Annotated in this window: 14 protein-coding genes and 1 pseudogene; 10 read left to right on the top strand and 5 right to left on the bottom strand. The window is 51.1% G+C overall.

Annotation, left to right across the window (positions count from 1 at the left end; genetic code table 11):
- Nucleotides 1–168: 168 nt before the first annotated feature.
- From uvrA to EZV72_RS01120, 3 genes are all read left to right on the top strand, one after another.
- A complete protein-coding gene (gene uvrA / locus EZV72_RS01130; protein WP_137165518.1) occupies nt 169–3,003 on the top strand; it encodes an excinuclease ABC subunit UvrA in 2,835 nt (944 codons plus the stop codon).
- Between the two features lie 62 nt (nt 3,004–3,065).
- Nucleotides 3,066–3,476, top strand: a complete 411-nt coding sequence (locus EZV72_RS01125; protein ID WP_137165517.1) for an acyl-CoA thioesterase — start codon at nt 3,066–3,068, stop codon at nt 3,474–3,476.
- A gap of 1 nt (nt 3,477) precedes the next feature.
- Complete coding sequence (locus tag EZV72_RS01120; RefSeq protein WP_137165516.1) at nt 3,478–4,188, top strand: 2OG-Fe(II) oxygenase family protein; 711 nt, start codon at nt 3,478–3,480, stop codon at nt 4,186–4,188.
- A gap of 58 nt (nt 4,189–4,246) precedes the next feature.
- On the opposite strand, the gene EZV72_RS01115 is transcribed toward EZV72_RS01120, so the two are convergent.
- The 4 genes from EZV72_RS01115 to EZV72_RS01100 all read right to left on the bottom strand — a co-directional run bounded on the left by EZV72_RS01115 (nt 4,247) and on the right by EZV72_RS01100 (nt 7,637).
- Entirely contained in the window at nt 4,247–5,086 is an 840-nt protein-coding gene (locus tag EZV72_RS01115) for a patatin-like phospholipase family protein (RefSeq protein WP_137165515.1), read from the bottom strand.
- 249 nt (nt 5,087–5,335) lie between these two features.
- Nucleotides 5,336–5,809, bottom strand: a complete 474-nt coding sequence (locus EZV72_RS01110) for a DUF3299 domain-containing protein (RefSeq protein WP_137165514.1) — start codon at nt 5,807–5,809, stop codon at nt 5,336–5,338.
- Nucleotides 5,810–5,927: 118 nt separating this feature from the next.
- The gene (gene ppa / locus EZV72_RS01105; protein ID WP_137165513.1) at nt 5,928–6,461 is read right to left on the bottom strand and encodes an inorganic diphosphatase; all 534 of its coding nucleotides are present in this window, start codon (nt 6,459–6,461) and stop codon (nt 5,928–5,930) included.
- A gap of 210 nt (nt 6,462–6,671) precedes the next feature.
- Nucleotides 6,672–7,637 carry a class 1 fructose-bisphosphatase gene (locus EZV72_RS01100; RefSeq protein ID WP_137165512.1) on the bottom strand — a complete coding sequence of 322 codons (966 nt, stop codon included), beginning with the start codon at nt 7,635–7,637 and terminating at the stop codon, nt 6,672–6,674.
- A gap of 278 nt (nt 7,638–7,915) precedes the next feature.
- On the opposite strand from EZV72_RS01100, the gene mpl reads away from it, so the two are divergent.
- From mpl to EZV72_RS01085, 3 genes and pseudogenes are all read left to right on the top strand, one after another.
- Complete coding sequence (gene mpl, locus EZV72_RS01095) at nt 7,916–9,265, top strand: UDP-N-acetylmuramate:L-alanyl-gamma-D-glutamyl-meso-diaminopimelate ligase (protein ID WP_137165511.1); 1,350 nt, start codon at nt 7,916–7,918, stop codon at nt 9,263–9,265.
- Nucleotides 9,266–9,277: 12 nt separating this feature from the next.
- On the top strand, nt 9,278–9,895 hold the full coding sequence (locus tag EZV72_RS01090) for a flavin prenyltransferase UbiX (RefSeq protein WP_137165510.1): 618 nt from the start codon (nt 9,278–9,280) through the stop codon (nt 9,893–9,895).
- 11 nt (nt 9,896–9,906) lie between these two features.
- Nucleotides 9,907–10,698 (top strand): annotated as a pseudogene (locus EZV72_RS01085) (S1/P1 nuclease); the annotation flags it as partial.
- 149 nt (nt 10,699–10,847) lie between these two features.
- Here EZV72_RS01085 and rraA read toward each other — a convergent pair.
- On the bottom strand, nt 10,848–11,333 hold the full coding sequence (rraA, locus tag EZV72_RS01080) for a ribonuclease E activity regulator RraA (RefSeq protein ID WP_137165508.1): 486 nt from the start codon (nt 11,331–11,333) through the stop codon (nt 10,848–10,850).
- A gap of 258 nt (nt 11,334–11,591) precedes the next feature.
- On the opposite strand from rraA, the gene EZV72_RS01075 reads away from it, so the two are divergent.
- Genes EZV72_RS01075 through lysA form a run of 4 tightly spaced genes read left to right on the top strand, consistent with a single transcriptional unit; the run spans nt 11,592 to nt 14,643 of the window.
- Nucleotides 11,592–12,110, top strand: a complete 519-nt coding sequence (locus EZV72_RS01075) for a phosphatase PAP2 family protein (RefSeq protein ID WP_137165507.1) — start codon at nt 11,592–11,594, stop codon at nt 12,108–12,110.
- A gap of 1 nt (nt 12,111) precedes the next feature.
- Nucleotides 12,112–13,179, top strand: coding sequence for an MJ1255/VC2487 family glycosyltransferase (locus tag EZV72_RS01070; protein ID WP_137165506.1), 1,068 nt, complete (start codon nt 12,112–12,114; stop codon nt 13,177–13,179).
- 51 nt (nt 13,180–13,230) lie between these two features.
- Complete coding sequence (gene lptM, locus EZV72_RS01065; protein WP_137165505.1) at nt 13,231–13,392, top strand: LPS translocon maturation chaperone LptM; 162 nt, start codon at nt 13,231–13,233, stop codon at nt 13,390–13,392.
- Nucleotides 13,393–14,643: a diaminopimelate decarboxylase gene (gene lysA / locus EZV72_RS01060; protein WP_137165504.1), complete on the top strand. Its 1,251-nt coding sequence runs from the start codon at nt 13,393–13,395 to the stop codon at nt 14,641–14,643.
- The last annotated feature ends 14 nt before the right edge of the window (nt 14,644–14,657 follow it).

The raw sequence follows: 14,657 nt of genomic DNA, 5'->3' as shown, positions 1-14,657 counted from the left end.
GCCTTTACAAATGTCTTTAACTGACCGCGAAGTGTACCACAAATTGTGACCGCGCCCAGTCAGGTGAAACTATGCTGAGTTGATCTGCCTTGTTGCTGCGGCGTAAGTAATGAATATTTTTAACCCCCAGTGTGGCATACTGGATCTTTTGGCGATGATTAGGTTTCAATGGATAAAATCGAAATACGGGGTGCCCGCACCCACAATCTGAAGAACGTCGATTTAACAATTCCCCGAGACAAGCTGGTAGTCATCACCGGCCTGTCAGGGTCCGGTAAATCGTCGCTGGCTTTCGATACACTGTACGCCGAAGGACAGCGCCGCTATGTAGAATCTTTATCTGCATATGCCCGTCAGTTTTTGTCGATGATGGAAAAACCCGATGTCGATCATATCGAAGGATTGTCTCCGGCCATTTCCATTGAGCAAAAATCCACATCGCATAATCCCCGCTCTACGGTCGGGACCATTACCGAAATATATGATTACTTACGTTTAATGTTTGCCCGGGTGGGCACGCCGCGTTGTCCGACTCATGATGTGCCGCTGGATGCCCAGACCATCAGTCAGATGGTGGACAAGGTGCTGGAAATGCCAGAGGGTACCAAGCTGATGCTGCTGGCCCCGGTGGTGCAGGATCGTAAGGGTGAACACGTTAAGTTATTACAAAATCTGGCTGCTCAGGGTTTTATTCGAGCCCGGATTGATGGCGAGGTCTGTGACCTGTCTGATCCTCCGCCGCTGGATTTACAGAAAAAACACACTATTGAAGTGGTGATTGACCGCTTCAAGGTGCGTGATGATTTGCAGCTACGTCTGGCAGAGTCATTTGAAACTGCGCTGGAGTTATCAGGCGGCAATGCCAAAGTGGCTTACATGGATGATGACAGCATCCAGGATGTGGTCTTTTCCGCCAACTTTGCCTGTCCGCATTGCGGATACAGCCTGAGTGAGCTTGAGCCACGTCTGTTTTCATTTAACAACCCGGCCGGCGCCTGCCCGACCTGTGATGGCCTGGGTACCCGACAATTTTTTGATCCTGCCAAAGTCATTGTCAGCGACGAGTTGAGTTTGTCTGGCGGGGCCATTCGTGGCTGGGACAAGCGCAGTTATTATTATTTTCAGATGTTACAGGCGGTTGCCGAGCATTATGAATTTGATCTGAGCAAACCTTTTGCCGAACTGAGCGACCAAAACCGCGATATTGTTCTGTATGGTTCCAAAGGCAAGTCACTGAAGTTCAAGTACATCAATGATCGTGGCGACATTATGGAGCGCAAGCACCCGTTTGAGGGTGTGATTCCCAACATGGAACGCCGCTACCGTGAAACAGAGTCTACTGCGGTTCGTGAGGAGCTGGCCAAACATCTGGCACAGCAGCCGTGTTCCAGTTGTGGGGGGTCTCGTCTGCGTGAAGAAGCCCGAAATGTATTTATCCAGCACACTAATTTGCCCGAAATTGCTGATATGTCGATTGCCGGTGCTTATGAGTTTTTTGACAGCCTGTCATTAACCGGCGCCAAAGCACAAATTGCGGAAAAAATTCTCAAAGAGATTCAGGACCGGCTGGGCTTTCTGGTTAATGTTGGCCTGAATTATCTGTCCCTGTCGCGCAGTGCCGATACCCTGTCCGGCGGTGAAGCCCAGCGAATCCGTCTGGCCAGCCAGATTGGTGCCGGCCTGGTTGGTGTGATGTATGTTCTGGATGAACCCTCTATCGGATTGCACCAGCGGGATAACGAACGCTTGCTGCAAACCCTGACCCGCTTGCGGGATCTCGGCAACACCGTACTGGTGGTAGAGCACGACGAAGATGCTATTCGTGAGGCCGACTTTATCATTGATATCGGCCCGGGCGCCGGGGTTCATGGCGGTGAAGTGATTGCCGCCGGTAGTCTGGAAGACATTACAGGGTGTGAAGACTCACTAACCGGAAAATACCTGTCAGGCATTGAGAAAATTGAAATTCCTGAACAGCGAAATGCGCCGGACAAGAAAAAATGGCTGACGCTGGAAGGGGCAACGGGTAACAACTTGCAGGACGTCACCCTGAATGTGCCAGTGGGTCTGATGACCTGTGTTACCGGCGTATCCGGTTCGGGTAAATCCACGCTGATTAACGACACCTTCTACCGTATTGCTCAGCGTGAGCTGAACAATGCAACCGCCAATGAGCCTGCGCCGCATAGAGGAATGACCGGTCTTGAACACCTGGATAAGGTCGTGGATATCGACCAGAGCCCGATTGGGCGTACCCCGCGTTCAAACCCGGCCACTTATGCAGGCATTTTCACGCCCATCCGTGAGCTGTTTGCCGGTACCCAGGAAGCTCGTTCGCGGGGCTACAAACCTGGCCGGTTCAGCTTCAACGTGAAAGGCGGCCGGTGTGAAGCTTGTCAGGGTGATGGTGTGATTAAGGTAGAAATGCACTTTCTGCCCGATGTATATGTGCCCTGTGACGTATGCAAGGGCAAGCGCTATAACCGTGAAACCCTGGAAGTGAATTACAAGGGCAAGAATATCAACGAAGTGCTTGATATGACGGTAGAAGAAGCCCGGGACTTCTTTGATGTGATTCCAGCGATATCCAGAAAACTGCAAACCTTGATGGATGTGGGTCTGTCGTATATCAAATTAGGCCAGGCAGCCACCACGTTGTCCGGAGGCGAAGCCCAGCGGGTGAAGCTGGCCAAGGAACTGTCTAAACGAGACACCGGTCAGACCCTGTATATTCTGGATGAGCCTACCACAGGTCTGCATTTTCATGACATTAAACAGTTGCTGGCCGTGTTGCACAAGCTGCGCGACCATGGCAATACGGTGGTGGTCATCGAGCATAATCTGGATGTGATTAAGACCGCTGACTGGCTGATTGATCTGGGCCCCGAGGGCGGCTCAGGCGGCGGTCAGATTATTGCGGAAGGCACACCAGAGACGGTAGCAGACAGTAAAGTATCGCATACTGGTCGCTTCTTAAACCCCATGCTCAGCAAGCAGGCCTGATATTGTGTTGTATGCCCACCGTGCTAAGGTGGGCATCATATATTGATAACAATAAGGCACTTATGTCTCACCCTACTCCCTTTGAAACCACTTTTGATGTGCGTTTTTGTGAAACTGACGCACTGGGCCATGTGGGCAATACTGTATTGGTACAGTGGTTTGAAGCAGCCCGGGATCCCATTTTTTCTTTTTTCACGCCAGAGTTAGATATCAACAACTGGCCTCTCATACTGGCCAGTTATAAGGTCGACTTTCATCAACAGCTTTATTACGGCAAGCCGGTAACAATTAAAACTTATATCAGCCGCATTGGCGGTAGTTCGTTTGATGTGCACCAGCAGGTTTGGCAAAACGAGCAGCACTGCGCGACCGGGCTGACCACGCTGGTTCACTTTGACTTTGCCACCCAGCGGTCTGCGCCGATTAGCGATGAAGTTAAAGCCGAAATGGCCCGACACCTGCTGGAGCAATAATATGAATCAGCAGCCCACCGACTTTATTGAAGTGATTGACGATGTGTTACCTGCGCAGCTGTGTCAGCAAATTATCACCCAGTTTGAAAACAGTGAGAATGTCAGGCCGGGCAGAACCGGCGGCGGCGTCGATCTGGATAAAAAACGCAGTCATGATGTCAGTTTTAGTGAAAATCAGGAATTTGCCAGTTTGTTCCAACCGGTTATGGAGCAGACAAGTAAAGCGTTACTGGACTACATGGAAAAGTATTTTTTTGCCCTGATCGGGCCAATTGGTTTAACCGTGCGTCATCCTGAGTCAGGCGAACCGGTGAAGCTGACCCAGCAAAACTTTGCCGAGGTGGGTAAGCCTAACCTGCCCAATCTGCTCAACTACCTGTTTCGCATTGGAGAGATTAACACCCAGCGCTACACGGCCGGTGAAGGTGGTTATCCTTACTGGCATTCAGAGGTGTACCCGCAGTTACCCCATAACGATGCGCTGCATCGCATGCTGCTGTTTATGTATTATCTTAATGATGTGGATGAAGGTGGCGAAACTGAGTTTTTCTACCAGGGCCGGGTGATAAAACCCAAAGCCGGCCGCATGGTGATTGCACCGGGGTATTTTACCCATACCCACCGTGGCAATATTCCTGAAAGCAACGACAAATACATTCTGACCTCATGGCTGTTATTTAACCGCGCCGAGCATATTTATACGCAGGGCTAAGTTCTGCATACCGGGCCCGGCTCACACGGCCAGTTTGTGCAACACCGGGTCACAAGCATCAGGCGGCCTGGTCGTGACGCTGTTCTTTGAGCGAGCGTAAGGCCGCAATTTTACCCAGCTTGTAGCCGCGCTCCAACTTACGCCGGGCCATGGTCAGGCGTTTTACATTAAAGCCTGCCGGTGGTGCAATGATATTCAGCGTCAGGTCGGCTGGCGGGTTGCGTAAAAAGGCCAGGGTTTCATTGTAGATATCAGGCCGGCGCAGCAAAGTATCGAGCAAAGCAGGCTGATGTCCATACATCTTTTCCATCAGCCATGAGCCTTTGGTCGCTGGTTTTTCAAATCCCAGCGGCTGGGACAATACCACGGTAATTTCGCGGGCACCCATTTCATAGGCTTTACGCACCGGAATCGCATCGGCCACACCACCGTCAATATACGTATGCTTACCAATGCGGGTCTGGTCCCGGTAGGCTACCGGCAATGAACACGAGGCCACCATTAAATCATCAATATTTTCATGATTGGCCTGCAGATAATCGCACTGCCCGGTATCCACATTAGTTACCCCCACATACAAGGGGGTGCGAGTGGCTACCGTGGCCTGCCGCTCATCCAGTTGTGATCGGCACTGATGCCATAGCCAGTGAACATCGGTCATGTGACCGCCGCGAATAAAACGAAGCGGACTGAAAAATTCCCGTTTGGTGGCATAATCTGTAATGATGGTTTTATTCAGGCCGGGGATCTGCGATACAAAAGAAGCCAGATTGGTGGCACCGGCAGACACGCCAATCGCAAAATCAAACGCCTGTTTGCGTGCCAGAAAAATATCCAGTACCCCTGCGGCAAATACGCCCCGCATGGCTCCACCCTCAACAACCAGCGCTTTTTTCATGCTCCGCCCTCTCATCCGACCTGTGTGCATTTTTTACTCTGCACTATCCAGAACTTTCCTAAATACGTAAAAACCAATCTACATCATCGGTTAAATTCACTATGCATATCAGCAAGATACTTATTTTTAAGAAAATCCAGATAGCAAAACAACAAAGGGGTTTGCAAAAATTATGCAAACCCCTTTTGGGTGTCGCTGACGAGCAGCCACGTGAGCAAAATGCTGTGCCGGCGCACAGAAAGCGAAAGGTTAAAACGGCGCTACTGAAATCCCGGTTAACTGATATCCCACAGAAGCAATTTCTCCCTTCCACCCCTCGGTTGACAAGGTGCCGGTGACCCAGACCGCATCGTACAAATCGTCAATTGCCACGCCTTCGGCAAATGTCACATGCACAATCTGATTAGACGGCGGCGGCGGCACATGAATACAGGCCCCAAAGTAAGGTACCAGCAAAAATTCTGTGGTTTTCTCTGCAGTACCTTCCAACGGCACCACAAACCCAGGGATCCTGACCACTTGTCCGTTGTAGGTGTGCACCACCGGCGCATCGGGCTGTAGCTGCGTCATCTTACCGTCGTGAGACGCGGGCGGCGCATCCAGTTCGTTAAATCCTTCGGGTACCAGATCTTCCCAGTAAACTTCGGGCGGCTCGTCTGCCCACACACTACTGGTCAGTACCAACAGCAACCCCGCCATTGCCATACAGACTACTTTTTTCATACTTACTCACCCTGATGTTTTTTCTAGTTTCGCATGTTCAGGCCGTATACCCAACGCCTGGTCCAGATACTAAAAAAGGGCCTGACGGCCCTTTTTATATTTTGCTACCAGTCGGTAATTACTGGTTTTGTTCGTAGCGCTTCATGCTGCCAGTGATTTCTTCTTTGGCCGCCTGAGCGTCTTCCCAACCGTCGATCTTAACCCATTTACCTGGTTCAAGATCTTTATAGTGCGTGAAGAAGTGCTCGATTTGCTGTTTAGTCAGCTCAGGCACATCAGTGATTTCTTTCACGTCACGGTAAATAGTAGACAGCTTATCCACTGGCACAGCCAGTACTTTTGCATCTTTGCCTGACTCATCAGTCATGTTCAGTACGCCAACCGGACGACACTTAATGACTGAACCGCTGTGAATAGGAAACGGAGTCATGACCAGCACGTCAACCGGGTCACCGTCTTCTGACAGGGTGTTGTTTACGTAACCGTAATTTACCGGATAGTGCATGCAGGTTGCCATGAAGCGGTCAACAAACATCGCACCAGAATCTTTATCTACTTCGTATTTTACCGGATTCGCGTGTGCTGGAATCTCAATGATTACGTTGACTTCATCAGGGGCGTTTTTACCCGCTGGTACAGAGTTAAGACTCATGAATCTTTCCTTTGTGTTAAACCAAATAGTGAATTTACCCAGGCAAAACGACGCCACTTGCGCAGGCTTGCCTGAGAAAATGCCTAGAGTATACGGTGCGCGCGGCAAAATAAAAACAGTCTGAACAGCAGAATCTGCTTTTACCGGCTGCCGCGCCACCTTGCCGTTAGCCCTTAATACAAGGCTACCGGCGCTAAATTACTGTGCGTTCTAATAATATCCCAGACACGCTTCAACTTCTTCTTTTGAGCCCAGAATGGTTGGCACGCGCTGATGTATTTCAGTTGGCATGACCTCCATAATGCGGCCATGTCCGGTATTTGCAAGGCCACCGGCCTGCTCCATCAAAAATGCCATCGGGTTGGCTTCGTATAACAAGCGTAATTTACCCGGCTTAGACGGGTTGCGCTTATCAAACGGGTACATAAAAATCCCGCCGCGACATAACACCCGGTGTATATCGCCCACCATAGCGGCTACCCAGCGCATATTGTAATCCTTACCGCGCGGACCTTCAGTACCGGCCAGCAAGTCACCAATATAGTTTTGTACCGGATCTTCCCAGTGGCGCTGGTTTGATGTGTTAATCGCAAACTCACTGGTTTGCTCTGGCACTTGCACATTTGGGTGGGTCAGCAGAAAACCGCCGTGGGTTTTATCCAGCGTATAGATATGCGTCCCACGACCGGTGGTCATGGCCAGCATGGTAGACGGGCCATACAGCACATAGCCGGCAGCCACCATTTGCGTGCCGGGCTGTAAAAACGCAGACGGGTCGTCGGCATCCATCCATTGTGGGGCGTGGGTGATAGAAAAAATCGTTCCGATAAGGCTGTTGATTTCAGTATTGGAAGAGCCATCCAGCGGGTCAAAACTCACCAGGTAGTTACCTTCAGGGTTACAAGGCACCACCGTGTCTTCTTCTTCCGATGAAATGGCCTTTACATAGCCTGAGTCACGCAGGGTGTCTTTGAGAATCTGGTTAGAAATGACATCCAGCTTCTTTTGAGTTTCGCCCTGAACATTTTCACTTAATGTAGAGCCCAGTACACCAGCCAGCGCGCCCTGACTGACGCGAAAGGAAATTTCTTTACAGCCTGCCAGTAACGTACGAATAAGCAAAATCAGTTCAAGCGGTGCACCATCGTGCTGCAGTTGTGAGTTTAATCGTTTCATGTGTGCAAAATGCCTTATTTTTTTGTGTGTAGGGTCATTCACCGCGTTGCCGGCGATGCCGTGTATAGCGTCCTGTATACAAACCGCCGGGCCGGTTGTGCGGTTATACTATGCTATGCAAGAGATCGACCATGATGATCGCGCCTCAGGACTGGCATCGTTTCTTTTTTAACCGGCCGGTGGATTGTACCTGTATTGCCAGTGCGGGGAAATGAGATATTCGCACTGTGGTACGCTTCTGGTAGAGTAGCCAGCCTGACAAGTAAGGCAATAATGTTATGCACGTACATATTCTGGGCATCTGCGGCAGCTTCATGGGTGGAATTGCCGCCATCGCAAAATCTCTGGGCCATACCGTAACCGGTTCAGACACCAATGTTTATCCGCCCATGAGCACCCAGCTCGAAGCGCTGGGGATCACCCTGACCGAAGGTTATGATCCTGCACAGTTTGAGCCGGCGCCGGATATGGTGATTATTGGCAATGCCATGTCACGGGGAAATCCGGCGGTGGAGTATGTACTGGACCGTAATCTGCCCTATACCAGTGGCCCACAGTGGTTACTGGAAAACCTGCTCAACAATCGCTGGGTTATCGGTGTGTCCGGCACCCATGGTAAAACCACCACCAGCAGTATGATCGCGTGGATTCTGGAAGATGCCGGTCTGAACCCGGGCTTTCTGATCGGCGGTATTCCCGAAAACTTTGGTATTTCGGCGCGAATTGGCGACAGCCCTTTCTTTGTGATTGAAGCAGATGAATACGACAGCGCCTTTTTTGATAAACGCTCCAAGTTTGTTCATTACCGTCCCAAAACCCTGGTCATTAATAATCTGGAATTTGATCATGCTGATATTTTTGCGGATCTGGCAGCCATTCAGACCCAGTTCCATCATCTGGTGCGGATGGTTCCGCAAAGCGGACTGATTCTGTCACCGGCCAGCGAACCGGCCATTGAGCAGACCCTGAATAAAGGCTGCTGGAGTGAGCAGCAACAACTGGGGAAAACCTGGGATGCGCAGCTGATAAATCCCGATGGCAGTGTATTTGCCGTCATTCATAACGGGGTCAAAGTAGGCGAGGTTCACTGGACGTTACTGGGCCAGCATAATGTGAATAATGGCATGATGGCCATTGCTGCTGCCCATCATGCCGGGGTGCTGCTGGAAGATGCCATACGCGCCCTATCAGGCTTTGAAAATGTAAAGCGACGGATGGAAGTTAAAGGCCGGGTCAACGACATCACGGTGTACGACGATTTTGCCCATCACCCTACCGCCATTGCCACTACGCTGGACGGTTTGCGCAATAAAGTGGGGCAGCAGCGTATTATTGCCGTACTTGAACCACGCTCGAACACCATGAAGATGGGTATTCATCAGCACACCCTGGCCCACTCCTGGCAGCAGGCCGACACCGTACTGGTGTATGAACCGGCCGGAATGAACTGGTCATTGCGTGAGGCGGTACAAAGCAGCAACACTCCCACCACCTGTTTTAATGACGTACAGGAAATCGTTGAGGCAGTGGCGCTTCAGACCCAGCCTGGCGATCATATACTGGTAATGAGCAATGGCGGGTTTGAAGGTATTCACCAGCGGCTCCTTGACCGACTGGCAACCGTGTAACGAGGACTGAGAATGACAGATAAACGCATTACGCTGGCCATCACCGGAGCTTCAGGTGCACCGTATGCCCTGCGCCTACTCGAACTGCTGGTTAAAGCTGAGTATCAGGTATTTGTGCTGATTTCCTCTGCGGCCAAGGTGGTCTTTGCCACCGAAGAAGACATGAAAATTCCGGCCAGGCCGGATGCGGCCGCGGCGTTTTTCACCCAGCGCTTTGGCGCTGCTAAAGGCCAGATTACGGTCTGCGGTAAAGAAGAATGGTTCTCGCCGGTGGCATCAGGCTCTGCGGCGCCCAAACAGATGGTGGTATGCCCCTGCTCAACTGGCTCGCTTTCTGCTATTGCCAATGGGGCCAGCGACAACCTGATAGAACGGGCTGCTGATGTGGTGATTAAAGAACGCGGCCAGCTGATTCTGGTGCCCCGTGAAATGCCGCTGTCCTCTATTCATCTGGAGCACATGCTGAAATTGTCACAAATGGGGGTCACTATCATGCCTGCGGCTCCCGGCTTTTATCATCAGCCAAAAAGTATCAGTGATCTGGTCGATTTTGTCGTTGCCCGTATTCTTGACCATCTGGGTCTGGACCAACAATTGATGGCCCGCTGGGGTTATCAGCACTCAACATAAAGGAATACACCATGTTTATGCCTGCAAAGAAACTCACGGCATTGGCGCTATGCCTGATTACCGGCTCGCTGACCAGCCTGCCTGCTTTAGGGTGGGGCCAGACCGGCCACCGGGTTACCGGTGCTATTGCCCAGCGCTATCTGGCACCCAACGCCAGTGCAGCCGTCGCCGAGTTACTCCCGGATGAAAGTCTGGCTGAGGCCTCGACCTATGCCGATGAAATGCGCTCAGATCCGGACCCGTTCTGGCAAAAAGTGTCACCTCCCTATCACTATGTAACGATTCCCAAGGGCAAGCACTACCACGATGTAGGCGCACCTGAGCAGGGTGATGCGGTAACCGCGCTGGAACAGTACACCCTGACACTGCAGGACCCAAAAGCCAGCCGTGCAGATAAACAATTAGCCCTGCGCTTTATTGTGCATATTATTGGTGATCTGCATCAGCCTCTGCATGCCGGCAATGGTACAGACAGGGGGGGCAACGATGTGAAAGTGCGTTTTTTCTGGGAAGATTCCAACCTGCATCGGGTGTGGGATAGTCAGATGCTGGATCAGCGTCAGTTGTCCTATACCGAATGGACCGACATGCTGGATGCCAAAATTACGCCCGCCCAGATTCACGCCTGGAGCAGCATTGACCCGCTGGTGTGGATAAATGAAAGCATTGATTATCGGGACGCTCTGTACCCGGAAAATGCCAATGATATGTCTTATGACTATCTGTATGCCCACCTGCCAGACGCCAAACAGCGTTTACAGCAAGCCGGTATTCGTCTGGCCATGTACCTTAATGATGTGTTTGCCCCGCCAAAGGCTGAGCTACTGCCACGTAGCAAACCGACAAAAGCTAAGCCGGATGATGCCAAACCAGCACAATCTAAGCCGGCTAAGCCGGCTGAAGACTCCGCGTCATCAACTAACAGCGGAGCCAAAGACGGTAAGCCGTCGGCTTAATCAATATCCAGCGGCTCGGGCGACAGGATAACGCCCGTGCTGTCGGCGTACAGGTGATCTTCTGGCAGGAAGGTCACACCGCCAAAATTCACCGGCACATCCACATCGCCAATGCTGTCACTTTCTGCATTAACCGGAATTGAGGTGATGGCTAAAATACCGATATCAAAATCCTGCAGTGCTTCGACTTCGCGCACACTGCCGTAGCACACAATGCCTTCCCAGTCGTTATCAATGGCTAACTGCGCCGAACCGGCATCCAGCAGCGCGCGTCGGGACGAGCCGCCACCGTCAATCAGCAACACTTTGCCTGAGCCAGGCTGTGCCAGCACCCGGTCTACCAGGCCTCTGTCTTCATAGCATTTAATGGTGGTGATTTCGCCGCCAAACGAGTCGCGGCCACCGTAGCTGGCGAAAATGGGATCGACAACGTCAACGCTGTCAGCAAACAAGTCGCATAGTTCAGAGGTGTTATATTCCATCGCAAAGCCTTTTTGATTGTTGACTTAAAGAATCGCACGGATACTCAAGTTGTAATAACAAGCAGTTAGTGCCTGTTACCCGCCTTAGCATAGCATTATTTATGGCAATGAAAACGCCTGATTCCGGGGAATACGTTGAATAACCGCCAGCGTGGTGAGCGAGCTTAATCGCCTGTCACAAAGGTTTCTTTTTTTTGTCACCTTGGGTTCACAGACCTTTTTTAGGCTAATAATTCACCAACCACAAGGGGCAAGGCGATGCTTTTTAAATCCTTGACCAAGTACGATACCGATTTATTTTACCTGTTACACCGGCCAACCATTAAACGGGACTGCCGGGCCATTATCTGGATGTCTAAAACCGGCGATGGTTATCTGTATTTTGTCATCGGTATGTTGTTATGGGCATTTGAACAGGAACACGGCGAGCTGTTTTTAAGCGCCGCCCTGATGGCCTATGCGCTGGAGTTGCCGGTCTACGTAATCCTGAAAAAAATGTTCAGACGCCCCCGCCCCTGTGACTTGCTGGCCGATATGACCGCTCACGTGACGCCATCTGACAAATTCAGTCTGCCATCCGGACATACTGCTGCCGCCTGGCTGATGGCCAGTATCGAGGCCCACTTTTATCCGTCGTTCGCCTTACTGGCCTATAGCTGGGCAGCGCTGATTGGGTTATCACGAATTCTGCTGGGCGTACATTATCCCACAGATGTGATAGCCGGTATGTTACTGGGCGTCACTATCGCCTCTTTAAGTCTGTTTATTCTGGGATGATATGAAAATATTGTATGGCGTACAGGGTACCGGTAATGGCCACATTGCCCGGGCCCGCATTATGGCAACCGCGCTGCAACAACGCAGTGACATCGAGGTAGACTTTGTGTTTTCCGGTCGCGATGCATCAAAGTATTTCGACATGGAGGTATTCGGTCAGTATCAGACCTATGAAGGCCTGAGCTTTATTACTCACCATGGCAAAGTCGATAAGTGGGCGACCCTGCGTAACAACCACTTTTCAAGGTTTGTGGCGGATGTAAAACAGTTTGATGCCAGCGGCTACGATTTATTAATCAACGACTTTGAACCTATCACAGCCTGGGCAGCACGGCGTCAGCGTGTCCCGTCTATTTCTATTTCCCACCAGGCTGCGTTTTCCTATTCGGTACCCAAAACCGGGGAAAATGTGATGGATAAAGTGGTCATGCGCTTTTTTGCTCCCACCGATGTACAGCTTGGCGTGCACTGGTTTCATTTCAATCAGCCCATTGTGCCGCCATTTGTGTGTGAGAAGCCCCTGCCCCGTCCGGGTAAGTCTCATGTGCTGGTATATCTGCCGTTTGAGGAAATCAATGATATTCAGCAAATGCTGGAGCCGTTAAGTGATCAGCAGTTTATTTGCTATCACCCGGCTATCGACGCCCCTCTTATCTGTGGTCACATTCAGTGGTGTCCGCCATCCAAGGCAGGCTTTCAAAATGCGCTGCAGCACAGCGCCGGCGTGATTGCCAACGGGGGATTTGAGTTATCCAGTGAAGCCCTTCAGCTCGGCAAAAAATTGCTGATAAAGCCGCTGCACGGGCAGTTTGAACAATTATCCAATGTACTGACGCTAAATAAGCTGGATTTATGTCAAACCCTGTTTCAGCTTGATACCGACATTGTTGAGGAATGGCTCGAAGCACCGGAAAATGAGCCTATCACCTTTCCCGATGATCCCACGGTATTAATCGACTGGCTCAAACAGGGGGATTTACGCAATACCAAGGGCTTGTGTGATGCGCTGTGGCGACAGGTCAAATATGGCGATAAAACGCGGGAAAAGCTTTTGTCTCTTGCAATTTGATAAGGCAATGCCATGATAGCGGCACATTGAGAAATTCCCAGCGGGACCAACGTGCTTAAGAAACTTTCCATACTGTGTATTTTTGCCCTGTTATCATCCCTGATCACAGGGTGCGGCTATCGCGGCGACCTTTATCTGCCGGATGAAGCCCAGCAAAATCAGACAGCCCAGCAGGACGGCACGCCCGCAGAACCTTCGGGAGACCGTAACTAGATGGATTACTTTGTCTATCGTGATAACCAATTATTTGCCGAAGATGTACCGGTAGAAGATATCGCCCGTACGCACGGTACACCGCTTTATATTTATTCCAGAGCGACTTTAGAGCGCCACTGGCACGCGTTTAATGATGCGATTGGCGATCATCCGCATCTGATCTGTTACGCGGTTAAAGCCAATTCTAATCTGGGCGTACTCAGTGTACTGGCCAAGCTGGGCTCAGGCTTTGATATTGTGTCTGCCGGTGAACTGGCGCGGGTTATCGAAGCCGGCGGCGATCCAGCCAAGGTAGTATTTTCCGGCGTGGGCAAAAAACACGACGAAATTCGTTATGCCCTGCAACAAGGCATTAAATGCTTTAATGTTGAGTCGGAGTCTGAGCTGCACCGGATCAATGAAGTTGCCGGTGAACTTGGCCAAAAAGCGCCGATTTCCCTGCGCATCAACCCCGACGTGGATGCCAAAACCCACCCGTACATTTCAACCGGCCTGAAAGCCAATAAATTTGGTATTGCCCGTGAACGCGCCATTGCTACTTACGAGCTGGCGGCCAGTATGGAGCACCTGAATGTGGTGGGTATGGATTGTCATATCGGCTCACAGCTGACCGAAATTTCACCGTTTGTGGATGCGCTTGATCGGCTGCTGGTATTAATTGATGAACTGGCAGAAAAAGGCATTGTGATTGAGCACCTGGATGTGGGTGGTGGTCTGGGCGTGACCTACGACAACGAAGCACCTCCGCATCCTAAAGAATACGCAGCAGCACTGGCTGAGCGTATGACCGGCAGAGAGTCTTTGAAACTGATTCTGGAACCTGGCCGGGCCATTGCTGCCAATGCCGGCATCATGGTCACCGAGGTAGAATTCATCAAAGACGGTGAAGAAAAACACTTTGCCATTGTGGATGCTGCCATGAACGACCTGATTCGCCCGTCGTTGTACTCTGCCTGGCAGAATATTATTCGGGTCAACAGCGATACGGATGCACCGGTACGCACCTATGATGTGGTGGGCCCGGTCTGTGAAACCGGCGATTTTCTTGGCCGGGATCGTGAACTTGCGGTTGCCCCGGGCGATTTACTGGCGGTTCGTAGTGCCGGTGCTTATGGGTTTGTGATGGCATCAAACTACAACAGTCGCTGTCGTCCGGCAGAGATTATGGTAGATAAAAGCAACGTCACTGTGGTGCGGGAAAGAGAAATTCAAAAAGATCTCTGGAAAGGTGAGCACAAACTTCCGTAAACTAGCAACATCAT

Source organism: Salinimonas lutimaris (assembly GCF_005222225.1).
Taxonomy (GTDB): domain Bacteria; phylum Pseudomonadota; class Gammaproteobacteria; order Enterobacterales; family Alteromonadaceae; genus Alteromonas; species Alteromonas lutimaris.
This window is presented reverse-complemented; position numbering and strand designations above follow the sequence as displayed.

Excerpts from the sequence above, each read along its gene's own strand:
- uvrA (WP_137165518.1), top strand. The coding sequence starts at position 169 with ATGGATAAAATCGAAATACGGGGTGCCCGCACCCACAATCTGAAGAAC.
- EZV72_RS01125 (WP_137165517.1), top strand. The coding sequence starts at position 3,066 with ATGTCTCACCCTACTCCCTTTGAAACCACTTTTGATGTGCGTTTTTGT.
- EZV72_RS01120 (WP_137165516.1), top strand. The coding sequence starts at position 3,478 with ATGAATCAGCAGCCCACCGACTTTATTGAAGTGATTGACGATGTGTTA.
- EZV72_RS01115 (WP_137165515.1), bottom strand. The coding sequence starts at position 5,086 with ATGAAAAAAGCGCTGGTTGTTGAGGGTGGAGCCATGCGGGGCGTATTT.
- EZV72_RS01110 (WP_137165514.1), bottom strand. The coding sequence starts at position 5,809 with ATGAAAAAAGTAGTCTGTATGGCAATGGCGGGGTTGCTGTTGGTACTG.
- ppa (WP_137165513.1), bottom strand. The coding sequence starts at position 6,461 with ATGAGTCTTAACTCTGTACCAGCGGGTAAAAACGCCCCTGATGAAGTC.
- EZV72_RS01100 (WP_137165512.1), bottom strand. The coding sequence starts at position 7,637 with ATGAAACGATTAAACTCACAACTGCAGCACGATGGTGCACCGCTTGAA.
- mpl (WP_137165511.1), top strand. The coding sequence starts at position 7,916 with ATGCACGTACATATTCTGGGCATCTGCGGCAGCTTCATGGGTGGAATT.
- EZV72_RS01090 (WP_137165510.1), top strand. The coding sequence starts at position 9,278 with ATGACAGATAAACGCATTACGCTGGCCATCACCGGAGCTTCAGGTGCA.
- rraA (WP_137165508.1), bottom strand. The coding sequence starts at position 11,333 with ATGGAATATAACACCTCTGAACTATGCGACTTGTTTGCTGACAGCGTT.
- EZV72_RS01075 (WP_137165507.1), top strand. The coding sequence starts at position 11,592 with ATGCTTTTTAAATCCTTGACCAAGTACGATACCGATTTATTTTACCTG.
- EZV72_RS01070 (WP_137165506.1), top strand. The coding sequence starts at position 12,112 with ATGAAAATATTGTATGGCGTACAGGGTACCGGTAATGGCCACATTGCC.
- lysA (WP_137165504.1), top strand. The coding sequence starts at position 13,393 with ATGGATTACTTTGTCTATCGTGATAACCAATTATTTGCCGAAGATGTA.